The sequence below is a fragment of the Amycolatopsis sp. lyj-346 genome, assembly GCF_046548975.1.
GTDB lineage: Bacteria > Actinomycetota > Actinomycetes > Mycobacteriales > Pseudonocardiaceae > Amycolatopsis.
On the sequence record NZ_JAJPWT010000001.1, the window covers coordinates 1,386,453 to 1,400,363 of the forward strand.

The window sequence follows — 13,911 nt, forward strand, 5'->3', positions numbered from 1 at the left end:
GGCGCACAGCGCCCGAAGCGAAAACCCGGCAACGCTGGAAGCTGAGCCCGAGGCACCGTGGGGGGTCCGGGGGGCTCGGCCCCCCGGGCGATACGACGGAATGCGGGTGCCCGTGCGAAGGGCGAAGCCCGAAGCAGGAGCACACAAATGGAGGACCCCCGCGCCAGGGGGAGGAACGCGGGGGTCGGAGGGGATCTCCACAGGCGCTGACCGGGGGTGTGTCAGCTCTTCGATTGTTGCACGAGTTGGGTGGTTGGGCGAGTGGAGAGCGGGAAATTTCCCCGGGTGGTGTCACTTTGGTGCCGGGGGTGACGCTCCTTCGGGTGGGGTTCTTCTTCGATGTTGCCGATTGCGCTGCGTTGAGCGGAGCGTGGCCTCAGGTTCACTCTCCGGGGGGCTGTGTGTGGTGGCCGGTGCTGGTTAGCCTCGCGGCCAAGTTGTTGTGAGCCGTGTGGAGGGGCTATGAGCGGGTCTGTTGAAGTGCGGCAGTTCCTCCTTCGGTACGAAGGTGCCGATGGGGGTAGTGCACCGTTTGCCGGGGCGTTGCCGGCGCAGCGGAGTGGGGCGGCGGATGCGCAGCGGGTGTCGGATGATCAGGTCCGGCGGGCTCGGCTGGCGGTGGCGCATGGTGCGCTGGGGGTTGAGGACTGTGGTCAGTTGCTGGAGATGCTGGGTCTGAACCTGGATGAGGATGGGCAGGCGCCGGTTCAGCGCTGAGTGGTGTTGTGGCCGGGGGTCCAGTGGGTTCCGCTGGACCTGTCCGGTGATATTTCCGCAGGTTGTGGTGCTTTCCGGGTAGTGGTTGGCGGGTTGCCGCCGGCGTTTGACGCACGTTTGGTAACAGTGTTACGGTGGCGGTGCCGAAAGGGGGCATCGTGACGACGATCGAAGGCGCGACGGGGCTGGCCCACCGGATCCGGCCGGTGGTGCAGGTGCTGGGCGGGAAGTTCATGACCTCACCGGAGCTGGCCGCGGTGGAGGCGGAGGCCGGGCTGCCGCCGCGTTCGCTGTACGTGCGGGGACGCTCGGCGGTGCTCGGCGACGTCCCGCCGAAGGTGGCCGCGGAGCTGTTCGGCATCTTCCCGCACTGGCTGTTCGAGTTCGTCCTGCCGACGGCGACGGCGGCTCTCGATGCGCCGGCCGCGGTCCGCGCCTACGCGGAGTCATCGGCTCGGTGGTCGCGCGTCAATCTTTCGGCCGTACCGGAGCCTGGCCGCCTGGCGGAGTTGCTGTTCCGTGTCGTCGACGTCGCGGACGCCAGCGGGTTGGCGCTCTTCGCGGGCTGGAAGAACGCCGACCGTCCCGACGGCGACGTCGAGCGCCTCGGCTTCGCGCTGATGGTCTTCCGTGAGCTGCGCGGCGGGCTGCACTTCGCGGCCCTGCGGGCACTGGGCCTGTCGGTGCCGGAGGCGGTGATCGCGGACCCGGAGGGCGGCCGCGCGCGCCTGCTGCGCACGGCGTGGCCCGAGGATGCGGCCGACGAGCTGGTCGCGTCGGCGGAGCGCAAGCCGGACCTGCGCGACCGGTGGCAGCGAGCCGAGGCTCTGACCGACGAGCGGATCGGGGAACTCCTGGCGTCGGCGCTGTCGGAGCCGGAGCAGGCCGAGCTTGCTCGCCGGCTGGCGGACCTCGGCGAGTTTGTGCAGGTCTGAGGCTCGCTGGAGGCTTAAGGAACCCCCTGTGCAAAGCGGTGGCGGCGTGCCCTATGCTTGTAATCGCTCCCAGGGGAACCTGAGAGCGCGGTCGGTCGGTCACCCGAAACCGACCGGGCTCCCATCGTTCAGCGGCCTAGGACTCCGCCCTTTCAAGGCGGCAACGCGGGTTCGAATCCCGTTGGGAGTACGCAGTACTGTAGTAAAAGCAAGACTGTAGTAACGCAAGGCCCTGTGGCGCAGTTGGTTAGCGCGTCGCCCTGTCACGGCGAAGGTCGCGGGTTCGAGTCCCGTCAGGGTCGCAAGATCGTTCGGCTCCTTGCCGGCGTTCCCGGCCAGGTAGCTCAGTTGGTACGAGCGTCCGCCTGAAAAGCGGAAGGTCGCCGGTTCGACCCCGGCCCTGGCCACGCTGGTAGAAACCGCCTTGACTCAGGTCAGGGCGGTTTCCTCGTTTCCGGGGTCGCCCCGGCACCCAACCCGGGCGGCGGCCAGGTCGAGGTGGGAAAGATCGTCCACGGAAGTTGACCTCCAGTGTGGTCGAGGTTCCACCATGGAGCCATGACCACCGAAGGGGAATGGGGCACCGGCGCCGTCGACCTCGACACCTATCTCGCGCGCGTCGGGCAGCCGCGGCGGGCGCCGTCCGAAGCCGCCCTCACCGAACTCATGCGGGCCCACGTCGCCGCCGTTCCGTTCGAGAACATCGACGTCGTTCTCAAGCAGCACCAAGGGATTTCCCTCGACGTCGTGAGCGCGAAGCTCGTCGGACGGCGGCGGGGCGGCTACTGCTACGAACAGAGCGGCCTCTTCGCCGCCGTTCTCGAACAGCTCGGCTACACCGTGCACCGGCTTTCCGGGCGCGTGCAGCCGCGGCGGCCCGGGCCCTACACGCACATGACCCTCGTCGTCGACGTCGACGGCCGGAGCTTCCTCGCCGATGTCGGGTTCGGGGCCGGCATCACCGATCCGATGCCGCTCGTCGACGGGCAGGAAACCGACCAAGCCGGGTGGCTCCACCGCCTCCGCCACGAGAACGGCTGGTGGACGCTGCAGAAGGGCGACGAGGACATCCTCGACTTCCGCCTCAACGAGATGCACCCCATCGACTACGAGGTCTACCACCACTACACCTCGACGCACCCGAAGTCGCCGTTCACCGGGCGGCTGGTGATCATGCGGATCGAGCCGGGCGTCAGCCGCAAGCTGCTCGGCCGGGAACTCACCGTCGAAAAAACCGACGGCAGCAGCGAAACCACCACCATCGCCCCCGACGAGCTCGACGCCACCCTCAAGGACCTCGGCATCGAGCTGACGGCGGACGAACTGGAGCGGCTGAAGCTGGTCTACTGACCGAACAGCTCGGCCGCCGGCACCGGACGGCCGAGGTGGTAGCCCTGCGCCTGGTCGCAGCCGAGCCGGCGGAGCAGCTCCAGTTGCTCCGCTGACTCGACACCTTCGGCGATCACCGTCAGGTCCACCGCGTGGGCCATTGCGATGATGCTCGTGACGATCGCCTCCGCGTCCCGTGACTCGGCGATCCCCGTGATGAACGAGCGGTCGATCTTCAGCGTGTCCAGCGTCAGCCGGCGCAGCTGCGCGAGCGACGAATAGCCGGTGCCGAAGTCGTCGATCGCCAGCAGCACACCCAGCGATCGCAGGGACGCCAGCACTTCCGCGGCCGCTTGCTGGTCGCGCATCAACGCGCTTTCGGTGACCTCCAGGCACAGTGCGCCCGCGGGCAGCCCGGTCGCCGCCAGCGCGTCCTGGACCGCGGCCACCAGGTGCGGGTCGTCGAGCTGGCGGGTGGACAGGTTGACCTTCAGCGTCAGGTCCAGGCCGTGGTGAACGCGCCGCGCGGCGAGCTCGCGGGTCGTCGCGCGCAGCATCTCCTTGCCGATCACGTTGATCAGGTCGCTCTCCTCGGCGAGCGGGATGAACTCCGACGGCGGGATCGCGCCGTGCCGGGGGTGGGTCCACCGCAGCAGCGCCTCGACCGCGACCATCTCGCCGGTCCGCAGGTCGACGACCGGCTGGTAGGCGGGCCACAGCTGGCCGTCGTGGACCGCGTCGCGCAGGTCCTGCTCCATCCGCAGCCGCCGCTGCATCCGCTCGCGCAGGCAGACGTCGAAGAAGTGGTGGCGGCCGCGCCCGAGCGTCTTCGCCTGGTACATCGCGACATCCGCGTCGCGCAGCAGGTCCTCGGCGCTGCGGCGGTCGTCGCGGCCGACGAGCACGACGCCGATGCTCGCGTCGAGGTGCAGCTGCCTGCCGAGGACGCCGATCGGCTCGGTCAGCGCGGCCCGCAGGTGCTCGGCCAGCGCGTGGACCTCGCCTGGATCGGTGACCTCGGCGGTGACGACGACGAACTCGTCACCGCCCAGCCTGCCGACCAGGTCTTCGCGGCCCGAGCCGCGGCGCAGGCGTTCCCCGACGATCCGCAGCACCTGGTCGCCGACGGAGTGCCCGAGCGAGTCGTTGATGACCTTGAACTTGTCCAGGTCGAGGAACAGCACGGTGACCGCGCCCCGCTCGCGGACGTCGAGCCTGCCGAGCACCAGGGTCCGGTTCGCCAGCCGGGTCAACGGGTCGTGGGTGGCGTCGTGCGCGAGCTGCGCGCTGATCGCGCGGGTCTCGGTGATGTCGGTGAACGACGTGACCACGGCCATCGCCGCCGGGTCGTCCGGATCGAGCAGCCGCGAGGTCAGCGACACCCAGACGTCGCGGCCGTCCGGCCGGCGCAGGCGGACGACCAGTCCGTTGTGCGTGACGCCGGTCCGCCGCGTCTGCACCGACGGCAGCTCGTCCGGCGGGATCCACTGCCCGGACTCGGTGAACAACGTCAGCGTGTGGCACGGGACGCCGATCAGGTCGGCTTCGGCGACGCCGAGGATCCGGCAGGCCGCCGGGTTCGCCGCTTCGATGAGCCCGCCGGCGCCCATCACGAGCACGCCTTCGTCGAGGGACGCGACCACCGTGCGGTAGTTCTGCTCGGCCCGCCGCCGCGCGGTTTCGTCGGCGCAGACGAGCACGTATCCGTCGTTCATCTCGGCTGCCGAGACGCGGACGGCCAGGGGAGCGCCGTCCCGCCGCCGGTGCACCGCCTCCGCGACGCCGCCGCCGCGCCGGATGGCCGGCAGGTCGAGCGGTGCGCCGACGAGCTCGCCCGCCCGCCGCCCGACGGCCTCCGCCGCGGTCCAGCCGTACACCGCCTCGGCGGCCGGGTTCCAGCTGGTCACGACGCCTTCGCCGGTGGTCGCGATCAGTGCGTCGCTGACGTGCGACACGAGGGCGGCCTGGTAGCGGAGGGCGTCGGCGGCCGCCTTCTTCGCGGTGATGTCGCGCATGACGACCTGGTACGCGGCTTCGCCGTCGAGGCGCACCACCACCGTTTCGACGGCGAACTTGCTGCCGTCCAGCCGGGACATCAGCGCTTCGACCGGCTGGCTCGCCTGCCCCGGCTTCTCCAGCCGGGCGAGGTTCTCGATCACTGTGGCCCGCGCGTCCTCGGCGACGAAGTCGGTGAAGCGGCGGCCGACGACTTCGTCGGCGGAGCGCGCGGCGAACACCTCGAGGGCCGCGCGGTTGGCGTAGGTGAGCACGCCGTGCTCGTGCACGCAGATCGCGTCCGGACTCAGCTCGACCAGTTCGGCGAGCGAGTCGGCCTCCATGTGCGTCCGTCCCCGTGAAGTCGGCGTGTGGCCCGTCGATTACACCACCGACTCCGGCCCCTGCCTACCCGGCGGAATCCGGGCCCGGCCTGCGGATGCGCGCCCGCAGCCACGGCCCGCAGACCAGCAGCCCGAAGTGCGCGGCGACCGCGTGGCCGAGCAGCGTGACGATCGAGTCGAGGCTCGCCGGGGCGTCGCTCAGCCAGATCACCGCGATGAACGCCTCCATCGCGGCCAGCGCGAGCAGTCGCGTGCGGCCGGGCAGGAAGAACACGAGCGCACCGGCGGTGGTGAAGAAGCCGTAGCTGACCCCGATGTCGAGCCAGTGCCCGGCCGAAGCGGGCAGCACGTGCGCGCTGATCAGGGCCATCACCGGCAGTTCGGTGGCGAGCGTGGCCACGACGTGGCCGGAGAAGAACACCAGCGCCGTGCGACGGGCGCCGAACCGGCGCTCCAGCGGGCGACGGCGATCGCGAAGATCAGGGCGTAGGCGAACCAGCTCTCGCCGGGCAGCCAGATCGCGCTGCTCAGCAGCGACGTCAACGGGCGCCGCCACAGGTTGTGGGCGTCCGTACTGGACAGCTCGAGCAGCCGGGTCGCCACCGCCGGCTCGGCGAAGGCGAGCAGCAGCGTCGTGCCGAGCAGGACGACCAGGTAACCGAAGGTGAACGGCGTCGTCTTCGGGTTGGGGACGTACCGGAGCACCGGCCACGGGCCGCGGCGCGCAACGGCGATCGGCCGTCCGGCTCTCCGCAGCACGGACCGAGCTTCCGTCGTCATGCTGGGAGTATCACGAGCGTCGGCTTAGAAAACGCTGTGGATGTCACTCACCGTCAGACCTTGCATTACGTGACGAATTTTTGCCGCACCTTCACCCATTCGGGGGCCTTTTACGGTAAGAATACGGCCACGATCGGCCGAACGGCCTCTCGGGAAGGTCTGCCGAGGTGAACGACGAGATATCGATCGCCGAGCTGCTCGTGCGCGAGGGCTGGGGCGACCGTCCGGGACCGGGCCAGTCACGCTGGCGCGTGGTCGCGGTGATGCTCGCCGTCATCGTGGGCTGCGGCGCCGCCGCGACCCTGGTCGCCTTCGGCGGCAAGGAACGCCAGGACGCTGCCCCGGTCGACCAGATCCAGGTCATCCCCTTCCCGCAGCGCACCACCGGGCTGGGCGGCGCCGACCAGGCCACGGACTCGCCGTCCGAGGGCGGGATCGGCGGCGGCACCGGCGGCGACGTCGTCACGGCGTCGAACGAGCACCGCGGCACCGTCACCGAGGTACCGGGCCGCGACCCGGCCACCACCGAAAGCAACAGCACCGGAACGACGACGCCGGCCACCACGCCGTCCGGCGCCGACCCCTCGACCACGGGCACGCCGACGACGGGGAACCCGCCGCCGTCCGGCGGCCGCCCGCCGACCCCGACCACCACGCCGCGAGCCGAGCCGTCGTGCGTCCTGCTGATCATCTGCTGGTGATCAGGGCGCGTTGAGCAGGTCCGGCTCCGCGCGGCGGCCGAGGTGGTTGAACAGCAGGTTCAGCGCGAACGCCAGCACCGCCGCCACCGTGATCGAGCTGCCGCAGATGGTCTGCAGCCAGGCCGGGAAGTACTGGAAGATCTTCGGCGCGAACGCCGGCAGCAGGCCGACGCCGAGGGCGACCGCGACGATGAACGTGTTGTGGTTGCCCGAGAACTCCACCTTCTTGAGGTTCTGCGCGCCGACCGCCGCGACCATCGCGAACATCACCACCGCGACCCCGCCGACCACCGGCTGCGGGATCGCCGCGATGAACGCGCCGATCTTCGGCACCAGGCCCATCAGCACCAGGATCCCGCCGGTCACCGCGACCACCCAGCGGCTGCGCACGCCGGTCATCCGCACCAGCCCGACGTTCTGCGCGAACGCCGTGTCGGGGAAGGAGTTCATGACGCCGCCGAGCACGGCCGAGAAGCCGTCGGTGGCCAGGCCGCGCGCGAGGTCGGAGTCGGTCGGCGGCCGCCCGGTGATCTCCCCGACGGCGATCATGTCGGCGGTCGACTCGGTGAACGTCACCAGCATGACCACGCACATCGACAGGATCGCCGCGATCGGGAACGTCGGTGCGCCGAAGTGGAACGGCGAAGCGAGCCCGAACCAGCCGGCCGCGTGCAGGCCGTCCCAGTGCACCAGCCCCATCGGGATCGCCACCACCAGCCCGATGGCCAGCGCGAGCAGCGGCCCGATCTGGTTGGCGAACCCGCGCAGCACCCGCGTGAACAGCACGAGCAGCGCGAGCACGCCGAACGCGAACAGGAGGTGCGGCAGGGCCGCGTAGTCCGGCGCGGCCGGATCGTTGCCCGCGATCAGCCCGGCGCCCGGGCCGAGCAGCGAGACACCGATGACGAGCAGCAGCGTCCCGGTCACCAACGGCGGGAAGAACCGGATGAGCTTCGCGAACGGCTTCGCGATGATCAGCCCGAAGACGCCGGACACCAGCATCGCGCCGTAGACCGCGGGCAGGCCGTACTGCGACGCGATGAGGATCATCGGGTTGACGACGCTGAACGTCGCGCCCGCCACCACCGGCAACCGGATGCCGAGGATCTTCCCGATGCCGACCGCCTGTATCAGCGTCGCGATGCCGGCGACCAGCAGGTCGGCGTTCACCAGCAGCCCGATCGTCGCCGCGTCCAGCTTGAGCGCGCTGCCGACGATCAGCGGCACCGCGACCGAACCGGCGTACATGATCGACATGTGCTGCAGGCCGAGCAGCGCGAGCCGCCCGGCGGGCAGGCCCTGGTCGACCGGGTGCACCGCGGCTTTCGTCATGATCAAACCCCTTTCCGGCACACAGCCAACGCCCCGCGCGTAACCGTGGCAAGACCCGGGTGTGATGATCATGTTTCGGGGGGCGGCGCGAAGGCCGGGAATGTGTGACCATCGGTGCATGACTTCGGGTGGCATTTCCCAGGTGGGCCCGCCGTTCCGCGCCGATCACGTGGGGAGCCTGCTGCGGCCCCCGGTGCTGCGCGACGCGCGAAGGCGGCACGAAAGCGGTGAGATCGGCGCGGAGCACCTCCGCGCGGTCGAGGACGACGCGATCCGCGACGTGATCAAGATGCAGCGGGCGGCCGGGCTGAGCTCGGCGACCGACGGCGAATTCCGGCGCGGCTCGTGGCACATGGACTTCATCTACGCGCTCGGCGGCATCTCGAAGAGCGACCAGCGGCTGCACGTCAAGTTCCACAACCTGGCAGGCGACCTCGAGTTCAGCCCGCCGGGCCTGCAGGTCGACGGCAAGGTGCGGCTCGACGAGCCGATCTTCGCCGACCACTTCCGGTTCCTGCAGTCCCATGTGGACCCGGGCGTGACGCCGAAGCTGACCATCCCGTCGCCGAGCATGGTCTACTACCGCGGCGGCCGGGCCGCGGTCAGCGAGAGCGTCTACCCGGACCTCGAAGAGTTCTTCGCCGACCTGAGCGCGGCCTACCGGCAGCAGGTCACGGCGATGGCCGGCCTCGGCTGCCGGTACCTGCAGCTCGACGACACGAGCCTCGCCTACCTGAACGACCCGGCGCAGCGCGAGCTCGTCGCGCGGATGGGCGGCGACCCGGACACCCAGCACCTGCGCAACATCGCGACGATGAACGCAGCGCTCGAAGGGCGTCCCGAGGGCCTCACCGTGACCACGCACCTGTGCCGCGGCAACTTCCGGTCGTCGTGGGCCGCGGAGGGCAGCTACGAGTTCGTCGCCGAGGCGTTGTTCGGCGAGCTCGCCGTCGACGGCTTCTTCCTGGAGTACGACGACGAACGCTCCGGCGGATTCGAGCCGCTGCGGTTCGTGCCGAAGGACAAGAAGGTGGTGCTCGGCCTGGTCACGACCAAGCGGCCGGAGCTGGAGGACCCGGACGTGCTGGTGCGGCGGATCGAGGAGGCGTCCCGGTACGTCGACGTCGACCGGCTCTGCCTGTCACCCCAGTGCGGCTTCTCCTCGACGGAGGAGGGCAACGACCTGACCACGGACGACCAGCTGCGCAAGCTGGAGCTGCTCGTGTCGACGGCCGACCGCGTCTGGGGCGGCCACTGAACCTTATTCAGCCGTCGGCCGGCGCGAGAGTCACCGTAGGATCGCGCCCGGCGGTGCCGTAGCGCCAGCCTAACCAGAATAAGGTTCACTGATGATCACCTGCGTCGTCGACTACGTCATCGACCCCGCGAAGCTTCCCGACTTCGAGCGCTTCGCCGCGGCGTGGATGCGCCTGGTGCAGCGCGAAGGCGGCATCCACCACGGCTACTTCCTGCCGTCGGAGGGGGCGAGCGACGAGGCACGGGCGTTGTTCAGCTTCGAGAGCCTGGCGGCGTACGAGCGCTACCGCACGCTGTTCGGCGTGGACCCGGACTTCATCGAGGCCGACAAGATCCGCGAGGAGAGCGGCTGCGTGCTCCGGTACCGGCGCACGTTCATGCGCCCGCTGCTCCCGGACGACGAAGAAGGGTGAGACACAGTGCGCCGCGGCCGCCTTCGGTGGTGGATCGCGTCCTCGATCTGCTGGGCGCCTTCACCGCCGAGCGGCCGCGGCTCACGCTGTCCGAGCTCAGCCGCCGCGCCGGGTTGCCGCTGTCGACCACGCACCGGCTCGCCGGCGAGCTCGTCCGGCGCGGTGCCCTCGTGCGCGACGAAACCGGCGCCTACCGCGTCGGGCTGTGGCTGTGGGAAGTCGCCTCGCTCGCCCCGCACGGCGCCGAGCTGCGGGAGAGCGCGATGCCGTTCCTGGAAGACCTCTACGAAGCCACCCACCAGAACGTGCAGCTCGCGGTGCTCGACGGGCCGGACGTCGTCTACGTCGAGCGCATCTCCGGCCGGGGCGCCGTCAACGTCCTGACCCGCGTCGGCGGGCGGCTGCCCGCGCACGCCACCGGTGTCGGCCAGGTCCTCCTCGCGCACGCTCCCGCCGAGGCACAGGAGGAAGTGCTGGCCGGCCCGCTCAAGACGTTCACGCCCAAGACGATCGGCTCGCCCGCGCGGTTGCGGCGGGTACTGGCCGACGTCCGGCGCGACGGCTACGCCATCAGCGACGGGCAGGTCGAGCTCATCGCCCTGTCGGTGGCCGCCCCGGTCCGGGACGCCGGGGACGACGTCGTGGCCGCCGTTTCCGTGGTCGTCCCGGCGGCGGGGACCGATCCGCGGACGCTGGTCCCGGCGGTGCGGGCCGCCGCCCGGGGGATCTCGCGGGTGCTGGGCGCGCCGCGGCCGTCCGGGGAACCACGCCTCGACTGACCAGGGCCCGTTGTGATCGGATGAAGGCGAGAGCTGCCGGATGGGTGAGGAGAAGGAATGACCACCGTGCTCGTCGTCGGTGCCGGTCAGAGCGGGTTCCAGGCCGTGGCTTCGCTGCGGGACCGGGGCTTCGACGGCCGGGTCGTGCTGGTCGGGGACGAGCCGGGCGTGCCGTACCAGCGGCCGCCGCTGTCGAAGGCCTACCTCGCCGGGACCGCCGGGCTCGAGCAGCTGCACCTGCGCGGTGCGGACTTCTTCGCCGAGAAGGACATCGAGCTGGTCGAAGCCCGCGTGAAGCGCATCGACCGCGAAGCGGCGAAGGTGTCGCTCGAAGACGGCCGCGAGCTCGGCTACGACTACCTCGTCCTGGCCACCGGCGCCCGCAACCGGACGCTGCCCGTGCCCGGCGCGGACCTCCCGGGTGTGCTGACCCTGCGCACCCGCGACGACGCCGACCGGCTCCGGGCGTCCCTCGAACAGGCCGCGAACGTCGTCGTGGCCGGTGGCGGGTTCATCGGGCTGGAGTTCGCCTCGCACGCCGGCCGCCCGGTGACGATCGTCGAGGCGCAGGACCGCCTGCTCAACCGCGTCGCGACACCGGAGATCTCCGCGTACTTCGCCGACCTGCACCGCACCGCCGGGCACACGGTGCTGCTCGGCCAGGGCGTCGCGGCGTTGCACTGCGACGAGCGCGTCCGCGAGGCCGAGCTGGCCGACGGCACCCAGCTGCCCGCCGACCTGGTCGTCGTCGCCGTCGGGGTGGTGCCCGAGACCACCCTCGCCGAGGCCGCCGGCCTGCCGGTGCGCAACGGCGTCGTCGTCGACGCGCACCTGCGGACGGCGGACGAAAAGATCTTCGCCATCGGCGACTGCGCCAACTTCCCGTGCGTGCAGGCCGGCGCCGAGACCCGGCTGGAGTCCGTGCAGAACGCCGTCGACCAGGCCCGTTGCGTGGCCGCGGCGATCACCGGCACCGCCGAGCCGTACGCCAGCCTGCCCTGGTTCTGGACCGACCAGGCGGGTGCCAAGCTGCAGATCGCCGGCCTCCTCTCGGGCGCCGACCGGACGGTGGTCGCGGGCGATCGGACCGAAGGCAAGTTCTCCGTGCTGTCCTTCCGCGACGACGTCCTCATCGCCGTCGAGTCGGTGAACCGCCCGGCCGACCACATCGCCGCGCGCCGCCTCTTCACCGCCGAGCCGAAGCCCGCGTACGCCGACCTCGAAGCCAGCGCCTTCGACCTCAAGGCGCACCTGAAGTCGCGAGCGGCGTGATGCGCACGCAGGTCGCCGTCATCGGGGCCGGCCCGGCCGGGCTGCTGCTGTCGTTCCTCCTGCACGAAGCCGGGATCGACTGCGTGGTCCTGGAAGCCCGCGACCGCGAGTACGTCCGGCAGCGCGTGCGGGCCGGCGTCTGCGAGCAGCCGACCGTCGAGCTGCTGACGTCGCTCGGCCTCGGTGAGCGGCTGGCGGCCGAAGGGATGCCCCACGAAGGGCTGTCCCTGCGGTTCGACCGCGCCGACCACCGGATCGCCCTCACCGAGCTGACCGGGAAGGCGATCACCGTCTACGGGCAGCAGGAGATCGTCAAGGACCTGATCGACGCGCACGAAGCCCGCGGCTACCCGGTTTCGTTCGAGGTCTCGGACGTGCGGTTGTCCGATGTGGACTCCAACCGTCCGCGAGTTCGTTACCTCGACGGGGAAGGCAATGCGCAGATCATCGAATGCGACGCCGTGGCGGGCTGTGACGGCTTCCACGGCATCAGCCGTCCGTCCATTCCGGACAGTGCGTTGACGGTGTACGAGCGCGAGTACCCGTTCGCGTGGCTGGGCGTCCTGGCGCGGACGCCGCCGTCGCACCACGAGCTCATCTACGTCCACCACGAACGCGGGTTCGCGCTGCACAGCATGCGGACGCCGGAGATCACCCGGCTCTACCTCCAGGTCGATCCGGCGGATGCCCTGGACGCCTGGTCCGACGACCGGATCTGGGCCGAGCTGACCGCGCGGCTGGAGGTGGACGGCGACTTCACGCTCCGGGAAGGCCCGATCCTCGACAAGGGCATCACGCCGATGCGCAGCTTCGTCGCCGAGCCGCTGCGGCACGGGCGGCTGTTCCTGGCCGGCGACGCCGCGCACATCGTGCCGCCGACCGGCGCGAAGGGCATGAACCTGGCGATCGCCGACGTCCGGGTGCTGGCGCGCGCACTGGAAGCGTTGCTGGGCGGCGACGAATCCCTCGCCGCGGCTTACTCGGACACCTGCCTGCGCCGGGTGTGGCGGGCGGAGCACTTCTCCTGGTTCATGACGACGATGCTGCACACCGACCCGCACGCGGACGGCTTCGCGCGGCAGCTCCAGCTGGCGCAACTGCGCTACACGACGTCGTCCCGGGCGGCGGCGACCAGTCTCGCCGAGAACTACGTCGGGCTGCCGTTCGACTGAGAGCGTCAACCCATGGTTGACGACAGAAGATCGTCAACCTAGAGTTGACGGCATGACCTTACCCAACCCCGTCAAACTCGACGACCTCATCAGCGCCATCAAGAGCAACAACGACAAGGACGTGCTGGCCCAGCTGTCGGACGCCGTCTACGTCGGCGAGAACCTCGGGGAAGTGGCCGACCACCTGATCGGCCACTTCGTCGACCAGGCCCGGCGCTCCGGGGCCTCGTGGACCGAGATCGGCCGCAGCATGGGCGTCACGAAGCAGGCCGCCCAGAAGCGGTTCGTGCCGAAGGGCGAGCCGGGCGGCGGCATCGAACGCGCCTTCGGCCGCTACACCGACCGGGCGAGGCACGTCATCGTCGAGGCCCAGAAGGCAGCCATCGACCACGCCAGCCCGGAGATCGACACCGTGCACGTCCTGCTGGGCCTGCTGACCGAACCCGCGGCGCTCGCCGCCGGAGCGATCGTCGCCCAGGGGGTGACGCTGGACGCCGTCCGAGAGGCCGCCGAGGCACGGTTGCCGGAGCGGGCCGACCCGGCGCCGAACCCGGTGCCGTTCTCCGGCAGCGCCAAGAAGACCCTCGAGCTGACCATGCGCGAAGGCCTGCGGCTCGGGCACAACTACATCGGCACCGAGCACATGCTCTTGGCGCTGCTGGAACAGGGCGAAGGCGCCGGCTTCGAGGTGCTCGACGGCTTGGGCGTCAAGAAGGACAAGGCCGAGGCGAAGATCCTGGAGGTGCTGGCGGAGATCCTCGCCGCACGGGGGCAGTGAAGCCGTTGTGGCTGGCGTTCGTGCTCGCGCTGGTCCTGCTGACGCTGCTCTGACCGGGTGGGACCAGGGGGTCCACCCGGCTGCGCGGGCCCTCCCCGGGGGAGGGC

Annotated in this window: 14 protein-coding genes and 3 tRNA genes; 13 read left to right on the top strand and 4 right to left on the bottom strand. The window is 70.6% G+C overall.

Annotated elements, in window-relative coordinates; genetic code table 11:
• Positions 1-462 precede the first annotated feature (462 nt).
• The 6 genes from ACLJQE_RS06810 (at position 463) to ACLJQE_RS06835 (ending at position 3,002) form a co-directional block, all read left to right on the top strand.
• On the top strand, positions 463-717 hold the full coding sequence (locus ACLJQE_RS06810) for a hypothetical protein (protein ID WP_387050698.1): 255 nt from the start codon (positions 463-465) through the stop codon (positions 715-717).
• Positions 718-875: 158 nt separating this feature from the next.
• Complete coding sequence (locus ACLJQE_RS06815) at positions 876-1,652, top strand: SCO6745 family protein (protein ID WP_410638108.1); 777 nt, start codon at positions 876-878, stop codon at positions 1,650-1,652.
• Between the two features lie 117 nt (positions 1,653-1,769).
• Positions 1,770-1,842: transfer RNA gene (locus ACLJQE_RS06820), tRNA-Glu, on the top strand.
• A 38-nt stretch (positions 1,843-1,880) separates the two neighbouring features.
• Positions 1,881-1,954 (top strand) — tRNA-Asp (locus tag ACLJQE_RS06825).
• Between the two features lie 31 nt (positions 1,955-1,985).
• Positions 1,986-2,059 (top strand) — tRNA-Phe (locus tag ACLJQE_RS06830).
• A 151-nt stretch (positions 2,060-2,210) separates the two neighbouring features.
• Entirely contained in the window at positions 2,211-3,002 is a 792-nt protein-coding gene (locus tag ACLJQE_RS06835; RefSeq protein WP_410638109.1) for an arylamine N-acetyltransferase family protein, read from the top strand.
• On the opposite strand, the gene ACLJQE_RS06840 is transcribed toward ACLJQE_RS06835, so the two are convergent.
• From ACLJQE_RS06840 to ACLJQE_RS06850, 3 genes are all read right to left on the bottom strand, one after another.
• A complete protein-coding gene (locus ACLJQE_RS06840) occupies positions 2,996-5,320 on the bottom strand; it encodes an EAL domain-containing protein (RefSeq protein ID WP_410638110.1) in 2,325 nt (774 codons plus the stop codon). The genes ACLJQE_RS06835 and ACLJQE_RS06840 overlap by 7 nt on opposite strands.
• A gap of 64 nt (positions 5,321-5,384) precedes the next feature.
• Positions 5,385-5,720, bottom strand: a complete 336-nt coding sequence (locus ACLJQE_RS06845) for a hypothetical protein (protein ID WP_410638112.1) — start codon at positions 5,718-5,720, stop codon at positions 5,385-5,387.
• Complete coding sequence (locus ACLJQE_RS06850; RefSeq protein ID WP_410638113.1) at positions 5,690-6,100, bottom strand: rhomboid-like protein; 411 nt, start codon at positions 6,098-6,100, stop codon at positions 5,690-5,692. The genes ACLJQE_RS06845 and ACLJQE_RS06850 overlap by 31 nt, the downstream gene beginning before the upstream one ends.
• Positions 6,101-6,267: 167 nt before the next feature.
• Between ACLJQE_RS06850 and ACLJQE_RS06855 the strand changes: the two genes are divergently transcribed.
• Positions 6,268-6,801, top strand: a complete 534-nt coding sequence (locus tag ACLJQE_RS06855) for a hypothetical protein (RefSeq protein WP_410638114.1) — start codon at positions 6,268-6,270, stop codon at positions 6,799-6,801.
• Here ACLJQE_RS06855 and ACLJQE_RS06860 read toward each other — a convergent pair whose 3' ends face one another.
• A complete protein-coding gene (locus tag ACLJQE_RS06860; RefSeq protein ID WP_410638115.1) occupies positions 6,802-8,133 on the bottom strand; it encodes a nucleobase:cation symporter-2 family protein in 1,332 nt (443 codons plus the stop codon).
• A gap of 118 nt (positions 8,134-8,251) precedes the next feature.
• On the opposite strand from ACLJQE_RS06860, the gene ACLJQE_RS06865 reads away from it, so the two are divergent.
• The 6 genes from ACLJQE_RS06865 (at position 8,252) to ACLJQE_RS06890 (ending at position 13,804) form a co-directional block, all read left to right on the top strand.
• Positions 8,252-9,391 carry a 5-methyltetrahydropteroyltriglutamate--homocysteine S-methyltransferase gene (locus ACLJQE_RS06865; protein WP_410638116.1) on the top strand — a complete coding sequence of 380 codons (1,140 nt, stop codon included), beginning with the start codon at positions 8,252-8,254 and terminating at the stop codon, positions 9,389-9,391.
• Between the two features lie 91 nt (positions 9,392-9,482).
• Positions 9,483-9,803, top strand: coding sequence for an NIPSNAP family protein (locus tag ACLJQE_RS06870; RefSeq protein ID WP_410638118.1), 321 nt, complete (start codon positions 9,483-9,485; stop codon positions 9,801-9,803).
• Positions 9,800-10,582 carry an IclR family transcriptional regulator gene (locus tag ACLJQE_RS06875; RefSeq protein WP_410638120.1) on the top strand — a complete coding sequence of 261 codons (783 nt, stop codon included), beginning with the start codon at positions 9,800-9,802 and terminating at the stop codon, positions 10,580-10,582. The genes ACLJQE_RS06870 and ACLJQE_RS06875 overlap by 4 nt, the downstream gene beginning before the upstream one ends.
• Positions 10,583-10,639: 57 nt before the next feature.
• Positions 10,640-11,854 carry an NAD(P)/FAD-dependent oxidoreductase gene (locus ACLJQE_RS06880; RefSeq protein ID WP_410638121.1) on the top strand — a complete coding sequence of 405 codons (1,215 nt, stop codon included), beginning with the start codon at positions 10,640-10,642 and terminating at the stop codon, positions 11,852-11,854.
• The gene (locus tag ACLJQE_RS06885; RefSeq protein ID WP_410638122.1) at positions 11,854-13,026 is read left to right on the top strand and encodes a 4-hydroxybenzoate 3-monooxygenase; all 1,173 of its coding nucleotides are present in this window, start codon (positions 11,854-11,856) and stop codon (positions 13,024-13,026) included. Before ACLJQE_RS06880 ends, ACLJQE_RS06885 begins: the two co-directional genes overlap by 1 nt.
• A gap of 52 nt (positions 13,027-13,078) precedes the next feature.
• Complete coding sequence (locus tag ACLJQE_RS06890; RefSeq protein ID WP_410638124.1) at positions 13,079-13,804, top strand: Clp protease N-terminal domain-containing protein; 726 nt, start codon at positions 13,079-13,081, stop codon at positions 13,802-13,804.
• The last annotated feature ends 107 nt before the right edge of the window (positions 13,805-13,911 follow it).

Excerpts from the sequence above, each read along its gene's own strand:
- ACLJQE_RS06810 (WP_387050698.1), top strand. The coding sequence starts at position 463 with ATGAGCGGGTCTGTTGAAGTGCGGCAGTTCCTCCTTCGGTACGAAGGT.
- ACLJQE_RS06835 (WP_410638109.1), top strand. The coding sequence starts at position 2,211 with ATGACCACCGAAGGGGAATGGGGCACCGGCGCCGTCGACCTCGACACC.
- ACLJQE_RS06840 (WP_410638110.1), bottom strand. The coding sequence starts at position 5,320 with ATGGAGGCCGACTCGCTCGCCGAACTGGTCGAGCTGAGTCCGGACGCG.
- ACLJQE_RS06850 (WP_410638113.1), bottom strand. The coding sequence starts at position 6,100 with ATGACGACGGAAGCTCGGTCCGTGCTGCGGAGAGCCGGACGGCCGATC.
- ACLJQE_RS06860 (WP_410638115.1), bottom strand. The coding sequence starts at position 8,133 with ATGACGAAAGCCGCGGTGCACCCGGTCGACCAGGGCCTGCCCGCCGGG.
- ACLJQE_RS06865 (WP_410638116.1), top strand. The coding sequence starts at position 8,252 with ATGACTTCGGGTGGCATTTCCCAGGTGGGCCCGCCGTTCCGCGCCGAT.
- ACLJQE_RS06870 (WP_410638118.1), top strand. The coding sequence starts at position 9,483 with ATGATCACCTGCGTCGTCGACTACGTCATCGACCCCGCGAAGCTTCCC.
- ACLJQE_RS06880 (WP_410638121.1), top strand. The coding sequence starts at position 10,640 with ATGACCACCGTGCTCGTCGTCGGTGCCGGTCAGAGCGGGTTCCAGGCC.
- ACLJQE_RS06885 (WP_410638122.1), top strand. The coding sequence starts at position 11,854 with ATGCGCACGCAGGTCGCCGTCATCGGGGCCGGCCCGGCCGGGCTGCTG.
- ACLJQE_RS06890 (WP_410638124.1), top strand. The coding sequence starts at position 13,079 with ATGACCTTACCCAACCCCGTCAAACTCGACGACCTCATCAGCGCCATC.